This is a genomic window from Frankia sp. CoWAU3 (assembly GCF_977971855.1).
Genome location: NZ_CDWWXB010000033.1, coordinates 12,066 through 19,377, shown reverse-complemented (window position 1 = coordinate 19,377; position 7,312 = coordinate 12,066). Strand labels below are relative to the sequence as shown.

Below are 7,312 nucleotides of genomic sequence, written 5' to 3'. Positions count from 1 at the left end.
GGCCGCGACAGCCGGACGCCGGGTGGATATCCGGACCCGCGGGGCGACCTTGATCGCGAGTCGGACACGCACCGCCGGAGCCGGCGCGACGCCGAGTACAGCTACGGTGCGGACCCGCTGGGCATGGACGCCTCCGCCCCGCCCGCGCCAGCCGGCGACCGGGTCACCGGCAACCCGCGGCACACAACCGACCCGCGGCACACAACCGACCCGCGGCACGCTCGGCCCGGCGCCGACCCGCGGCTGGGCGATCCGCGACTGGGCGATCCGCGACTGGGCGATCCGGAACTCGGCGGCACCCGCGGCGGCCACGTCGACCCCCGTGACGCGGTCCTCGACGACCCGCGGGCCGGCTCCGGGCGTGGTGCCGGATGGGACCGGGACCGCGCGTCGGCGGGCAGCACCGTCTGGGAGGCCATCGTCGAGGCGGAGCGCGAGTACTACGACAGCGGCGACGACCACCGGGTCCCGTTCCCGACCTTCTACCCTCGTCGGGTCTTCGCCTTGGCCGGCTCTCAGATGCTCGTGGGACGGCGCAGCGAGTCCCGTGGCATCCATCCCGACATCGACCTGTCCGGAGCGCCGGAGGACCCGGGGATCTCCCGCAGCCACGCCCTGTTCGAACTGCTGCCCGACGGCGGTTACGCGGTCCGCGACCCGGGCTCCACCAACGGCACCCGACTGAACGACGAACCGGACCCCATCGAGCCCGGCCAGCCCGTTCCGCTTCGTGACGGGGACCGGGTCTACCTGGGCGCCTGGACGCGCATCACATTGCGCGCCCGCTGATCTACCAGGTCGCCTGCCGCTGTCCGGGGCGGCAGGCGACCCGCCGATCGGATCAGGCCAGATGCCAGCGCTGGCCCTCTGGAGTGTCCTCCACGATCAGGCCGGCGGCTGCCAGTCTCGACCGGATGGCGTCGGCTTCCGCGTAGTCCCGTCGGGCCCGGGCCGCGGACCTCAGATCCAGCACGACCTGCATCGCGCCGTCCAGCGCCGGCCTGAACTCGGCACCTGCGGTGGGCCACTGCTCATGCGGGTCGAGACCGAAGATGTTCAGCATCCGGCGGGTCACGTCCACCCACCCGGCCAGCTCCCGGCTGTGGGCCTTCGACAGCACCTGGTTTCCCTGACTCACCGCGCCGAACAGGGCCGCCAGCGCACGCCCGACGGCGAGATCATCGTCCATGGCGATGGTGAAATCGGACCAGGCCCGCCGCGGGGTGAGCCTCGACTCACCACCCGGCCCGGGAACCGGCACCGGCCGGGCTCCGGCCACCGTCGGCTGCGCCCCTGCCACCGACGAGACGACCTCGTCGGCCGCCAGGGCCGCCGCCTCCCCGGGCCCGCCGAGGATGTCCAACGCGTTGCGGACAAAGGTCTCCACCCGGTCGTGGGCCGCGGTGGATTCCGCCAGTGCCTCGGCGCTGTACTCGAGCATGGACCGGTAGTGCGCGGAAAGCAGGTGATAACGCAGAACCTGCGGACGGACCGCGTCGAGGGCGTCGGCCACCAGGACGGAATTTCCCAACGACTTCGACATCTTCGTCCCGCCGGTCGTCAGCAGGCCGACGTGCATCCAGTAGCGCGCCATCTCGCCGCTACCGGGCTCGCCACCACCGGGGCCGGGCGAATCGGCCGAAGCCGCGTTCGACGCCGGGCGGGCCGTGGCGGCGCAGACCGTCTGGGCCCGTTCGTTCTCGTGGTGCGGGAAAACCAGGTCGAGTCCGCCGCCGTGGATGTCGAAGACCGGGCCGAGGTATTTTCCGGCCATCGCAGAGCATTCCAGATGCCAGCCCGGCCGGCCGTCACCCCAGGGGGACGACCAGAACGGTTCACCGGGCCTGGCTGCCTTCCACAACGCGAAGTCGCGGGGGTCGGCCTTGCCGGGCTCGGCTTCCACGGACGGTTGCATCGCGTCGGGTCGCTGGTGGGACAGTGCTCCGTAGTCGGCGAACGCACCCACCCGGAACCAGACCGAACCGCTGCTGGCGTACGCGTATCCCCCCTCCACGAGGGCCGACACCAGCGCGATCATCTCGGGGATGTGACCGGTGGCGCGCGGCTGGATCGTCGGGGGCAGGATCCCGAGAGTGCGGTAGGCGTCGTCGAACGCGCGGGTCTGCCGGGTGGCGAGCTCCCAGACCGAGGTGCCGTCCCGATCCGCGTTGATGATGATTTTGTCGTCGATGTCGGTGACGTTCTGCACGAAGGTCACCGAACGGCCGGACTGCACCAGCCACCGGCGCAGCAGGTCGAAGGGCAGCGCCGTGCGGATGTGGCCCACATGCGGGGCCGCCTGCACGGTGGGCCCACACACGTAGACGCCCACGTGACCGGGGCGTAGCGGCTCGAATGGCCGCACACGCCGCCTGCGCGTGTCGTAGAGGTGGAGACCCATCTGTCAAGGGTACGGCCCCCGCTCGATCGACGGGACCCAAGGGGAGGGTCAGCCGACCGTCAGTACCCGGTCCGCCACGACCCGGACGACCACCCTGACCTCATCCGGATCATCCCACCGGTACACATCTCCAGTGTACTTCACCGACAGCCGGTCGATCAGTTCCCGGCCGCCCTCCTCGGTCAGGGTCGCGGTCCCGCGGACCTCGACGTAACCGTAGGGATCGCCCTGGTCGAGGAACATCAGTCCGACCCGCGGATCCCTTGCGATGTCGCGTTCCTTCGCACGTCCCCGCACCGTGGACAGCAGCAGTTCGTCCTCATCGCGGTCCACCCACAGCACGGTCATCCGCGGCGAGCCGTCGGGCTGGATCGTCGCCAGAACGACGTAGGTCCGGGCGTCGGCAAGGGCCCTCACCGGCTCGGGAAGGCGGTCAGCCATCAGACTCCTCGGGGAGGGGCCAGGGTCGGCTCACCCTCTCATCTCCGCGCCGGCACGCAGTCAGTCGATGACAAAACGGCATATCCGCGCCTGGCGGGCCCGCCGTCAGGCGCGGATGACGAGCGCGGTCGCGATGGCGGCCAAGCCTTCGCCCCGCCCGGTGAGGCCGAGTCCGTCGGTGGTGGTGGCCGACAGGCTCACCGATGCGCCCAAGGCCACGGACATCGCCTTCTGCGCATCCTCGCGACGCCCGGCCATCCTGGGCCGGTTCCCGATGACCTGGACCGAGACGTTGCCGATCGCCCAACCGGCGGCACCGAGAAGCCGAGCCGTCTCAGCCAGCAGGACCGCGCCCGATGCACCCGCGTACTCCGGTCGGTCCGTGCCAAACACCCGACCCAGATCACCGAGGCACGAGGCGGTGAGAAGTGCGTCACAGGCCGCGTGTGCGGCGACGTCCCCGTCGGAGTGTCCGGCGAGCCCGGTCTCCCCCGGCCATTCCAGGCAGGCCACCCAGCACGGCCGGCCGGCGGCGAACGGATGCACATCGACCCCGACGCCGACCCGGGGCAGGATCACCGTGTTCACCAAGCTGGATGCGGGGGCCTGCCGGCTGATGGGCGCGGCGTCCACGACGGGCTCGTCCCACCGCGGGCCGCCGGTCATCCGCCACTCCGGGCGTCCACGGACCGGGCACCCGCGAACTGAGGCTCCTCGGACCGGGCCTCCGCGGGCCGGGCGTCGTCCGCGGGGTCGCAGCGGGCGAGTAGCGCCTCGGCGAGCACGAGATCCGCCGGTCGAGTCACCTTGAATGCCTCCTGCGCGCCGGGAATGGTCGTCACCGGCACTCCCAGAGCCTCCACCAGGCCCGCATCGTCGGTCACGGCGATGTCCTCGAGCGCATACGCGGCGCTCAGCACGTCGCGGCGGAATCCCTGCGGGGTCTGCACGGCTCGCAAACCGTCCCGCGGCGGGGTACGCACCACCCGCCCGTCGGCGTCCACCTCCTTGACCGTGTCGGCCAGCGGCACGACGGGAATCACCGCGGGATGTCCGTCGAGCACCGCAGCCGCCACCGCGTCGACCAGCTCGGGGGGCGTCAGCGGCCGGGCGGCGTCGTGGACCAGTACCACGGAGACGTCGTCGTCCACGGCTCGCAGGGCGCGGCGGACCGAATCCACCCGCTCGGCGCCTCCGGCGATCACATACACGTCCCCGCCAAGCAACTGGGCCACGGCATCGACCAGCGTCGGTGGCGCCGCGACGACAATCTGCGTCACCAGCCTGGAGCGACGCAACGATTCCACCGTGCGCACCAGCATGGGCCTGCCTCCGAGGGCTCGCAGCGCCTTGGGAGTACCTCCCCCCAGCCGCTCACCCCGGCCGGCAGCCGGCACGATCGCCGCCGCCCGGGGGCTCGCCACCGGCAACCGGTGACCTTCGCCCACCACAGGACCTCCCGTGTGCCATCCGCCACGAGGGCCTGGCCGATCCAGCCGGCTCGGCGCGAGCCGCCGGTGGGCGCAACACCGCCCACCACCGTCTCGACGCCCACTCAGCCGGAACCTGAGTCGGCAACGCGCTCGGGACGGCGGTCTCCCGGAAAGAGAATGCCTTTCCGGATTATCATGCCGTGCCGAATAGATCGCCTGTCGGCCGGACGAACTACGCCTGCGCCAACGAGCCTACGATCATCCGGCGAGAACCTCGTCGAGCATGGCCTCCGCCTTGTCCTCGTTGGTGCCCTCGGCGAGCGCAAGCTCGCTGACGAGGATTTGCCTGGCCTTGCTCAACATTCGCTTCTCGCCCGCGGAAAGACCGCGTTCGCGATCGCGTCGCCACAGGTCACGGACGACTTCAGCCACCTTGTTCACATCGCCGGAGGCGAGCTTCTCAAGATTTGCCTTGTACCGTCGCGACCAGTTCGTGGGCTCCTCGGTGTGCGGGGCGCGGAGCACCTCGAACACCCGTTCCAGCCCGTCCTGCCCGACGACGTCACGCACCCCGACCATACCGACGTTGTCGGCCGGAACTCGGACAGTCAGATCGCCCTGAGCGACCTTCAGCACGAGATAGAGTTTTTCCTCGCCCTTGATGACGCGAGTTTCAATCGCGTCAATCAGAGCAGCACCATGATGCGGGTAAACAACGGTCTCGCCGACTTGGAACGCCATGTGTCACGTGCCCCTTCCGCCTCTACCAGCGTAACACGCACGCATCGCCGCAGGTCAGACGCACGCTGCAGGTACCAAGACCAGCAACGCCAAGGTGAGGGACCCGGCGCCGCCTTCCGGCCACCCGCTCCGGAGGACGGACACCCAGGGACACAGATCCGCCCAGCCACCCGTCAGATCGCCGCGCACCGACATCGAAGATGTCCTACCAGGTAAAATGGGTAACGATCCGGCGGATGTTGGCTATACGTTGAGCGCGGGCCGCGTGGCGAACCCCCGGCGCGGGCCGGCACGGGGTCCCGCCCGGGCCCCGGCCCACCCGACCGGTCCCGCCGTGACGCATCTCGACACGCCGGACACATCGCGATACATCGCTATGTAACGGTCATCTCGTCATGAAATGGGCTATCACCACGGAACGGACGGCGCCCGCCGGGTCGCCCGACAGGTCGTGACTCCCCCCACGCCGTGATGCTGCCCACGTCCGGGGTCGCTCGGACCGATCGCCCAGGCCAGCCGGCCCGGATAGGGCGCCGAAATCCGGCCCGGGCGTGCTCCTGGGCCGGATCCGCGGGTCTCGTACCGCCCACAGCCGCCGCACGTGATGCCGGGGGATGGCTAGTGTTAGCCCCGCACGGGTGAGTCGGGAGACGGACCGTCTTAGACCGAATCATCCGGGCACCGGGGGTGACCCCTCCGCACCGGTTACGACGGCCAGCGGTGGAGGCGGCGCCACCGGTGGTCGCTCCCCGGGGCGACCGTCAACCAGCACCGGTGCGCACCCGAGGCACCGGTCTCGCGCAGGAGGAGCCACCGAGCTGTGAGCCGCCGTCTGGGTGCCCGTTTCACGTCAGCCACACCCGCCGTCGGCGGGGCGTCCGCCGCCCCGGAGTCGGGCCACGACGCCGGCCGACAGTCCACCTTCAGGCGGCGCATCGCCTCCCACCGGATCGGTGTCGCGCTCCTGGCCTCGGTGGTCGGGTCCGCTGGCCTGGCAAGCTGCGCTTCCGGCAACGACGCGGTGACAAACCTCGCCCGGACCACGACCAACAGCGTCTCGAGCGCCGTCGGCAGCATCACGCTACGCAATGTCTATGTGGCAGGCCCGCTGTCCCGGGGAGACTCCGCACAGATCGTCTCGGCGTTCTTCAACGCGGGCACCGAGCCTGACACCATCATCGGCGTGTCCTCCCCCCTGGCGGCGGGCGGCAAGGTCCCGAGCCCCGCCGAGCTGCCACCCGGTTCCGGGAAGATCTTCATTGCCGACGGCTCCGCGCCGACCCTGCAGAACGTCCAGCAGAACCTGTTGATCGGGTCCCAGGTGCCCGTCACCATCACCTTCGCCAAGGCCGGCAGCATCACCCTGGACGTCCCGGTAGAGCAGCCCGCGCCCGGCGCCTCGGCGGCGCCGGGCGCGGTCACCGGGACGCCGCGGGCAGCGCAGTCCGCCTCGCCGTCGGCCGGCGCCACGCCGACCTCGACGGTCGGCACGACCTCGTCGACCGCCGCTTCCCGGGGCACGTCGGCCCCCGCCGCGAGCCCTGCGGCCGGCGCCACCACCGCGGGCTGACCCACCACTGGGCTGACCCACCCAGCGGGATCCGGCCGAGGTATCCCCCCATTCGCGGGTACCCGACACCCGGGAACCCATTCCGCGCGCCGCTGTCGCCGACATGTCGGACCAGCGGACTAACGTTGCGTCCATGGCATCCACTCGCCCGTCGGCCGGCGGTCGCCCGTCGAGTCGTGCGGCCTCAGGCGGGTTCCGGTGTAACAGCTGCGGCTCGGAGTCCGTGCGGTGGGCGGGACGATGCTCGCGCTGCCAGGAGTGGGGCACGCTGGAGGCCCAGGCCCCCGCCCCACGCCGGGGGGCCGGCCTGGTCGCGGGGGGTCGTTCCGCCTCGTCCGCCGCAGTGACGGCACCGGCTCTGCCGGTCATGTCCGTTGACGTGACCGCGACGCGGCGTCGTCCGACCGGGATCGACGAGCTCGACCGCGTGCTGGGCGGCGGCCTCGTTCCCGGCGCCGTGATCCTGCTCGCCGGGGAACCGGGGGTCGGCAAGTCCACCCTGTTACTGGAGGTCGCGGCCCGCAGCGCCGCCGCCGGTGCCCGCGCCCTGGTCGTCACCGGGGAGGAGTCCGCGGCGCAGGTCAGGCTGCGGGCGGGTCGGACGGGCGCGCTGCACGAGGACCTGTGGATCGCCGCCGAGACGGACCTCGGCGCCGTCCTGCGTCACGTCGAGGAGGTCTCACCGGCCCTGCTGGTGGTCGATTCGGTGCAGACCATCTCCGCGGC

8 protein-coding genes are annotated in these 7,312 nt (G+C 71.3%); 3 read left to right on the top strand and 5 right to left on the bottom strand.

Translation table 11 applies throughout. The features are described 5' to 3' along the window. Positions 1 to 789, top strand: a 789-nt coding sequence (locus tag AC08ON_RS05595) for an FHA domain-containing protein (RefSeq protein WP_476616567.1), incomplete at its 5' end; no start/stop codon positions are given. A gap of 52 nt (positions 790 to 841) precedes the next feature. On the opposite strand, the gene AC08ON_RS05590 is transcribed toward AC08ON_RS05595, so the two are convergent. From AC08ON_RS05590 to AC08ON_RS05570, 5 genes are all read right to left on the bottom strand, one after another. Beyond that, the gene (locus tag AC08ON_RS05590) at positions 842 to 2,401 is read right to left on the bottom strand and encodes a cysteine--tRNA ligase (protein ID WP_476606670.1); all 1,560 of its coding nucleotides are present in this window, start codon (positions 2,399 to 2,401) and stop codon (positions 842 to 844) included. Between the two features lie 48 nt (positions 2,402 to 2,449). Next, positions 2,450 to 2,842 (bottom strand): PPOX class F420-dependent oxidoreductase, encoded by a 393-nt coding sequence (locus AC08ON_RS05585; protein ID WP_011438607.1) that lies wholly within the window; start codon positions 2,840 to 2,842, stop codon positions 2,450 to 2,452. Between the two features lie 105 nt (positions 2,843 to 2,947). Beyond that, positions 2,948 to 3,508, bottom strand: coding sequence for a 2-C-methyl-D-erythritol 2,4-cyclodiphosphate synthase (gene ispF / locus AC08ON_RS05580; RefSeq protein ID WP_011438608.1), 561 nt, complete (start codon positions 3,506 to 3,508; stop codon positions 2,948 to 2,950). Then, positions 3,505 to 4,290, bottom strand: a complete 786-nt coding sequence (ispD, locus tag AC08ON_RS05575; protein ID WP_476616571.1) for a 2-C-methyl-D-erythritol 4-phosphate cytidylyltransferase — start codon at positions 4,288 to 4,290, stop codon at positions 3,505 to 3,507. The genes ispF and ispD overlap by 4 nt, the downstream gene beginning before the upstream one ends. 243 nt (positions 4,291 to 4,533) lie before the next feature. Continuing rightward, a complete protein-coding gene (locus tag AC08ON_RS05570; protein ID WP_006545253.1) occupies positions 4,534 to 5,016 on the bottom strand; it encodes a CarD family transcriptional regulator in 483 nt (160 codons plus the stop codon). 820 nt (positions 5,017 to 5,836) lie between these two features. On the opposite strand from AC08ON_RS05570, the gene AC08ON_RS05565 reads away from it, so the two are divergent. Further along, positions 5,837 to 6,586 (top strand): copper chaperone PCu(A)C domain-containing protein, encoded by a 750-nt coding sequence (locus AC08ON_RS05565; RefSeq protein ID WP_476606672.1) that lies wholly within the window; start codon positions 5,837 to 5,839, stop codon positions 6,584 to 6,586. Positions 6,587 to 6,689: 103 nt separating this feature from the next. Continuing rightward, positions 6,690 to 7,312 (top strand): DUF7125 family protein (locus AC08ON_RS05560; RefSeq protein WP_476616566.1); only part of this gene is annotated, 623 nt, incomplete at its 3' end.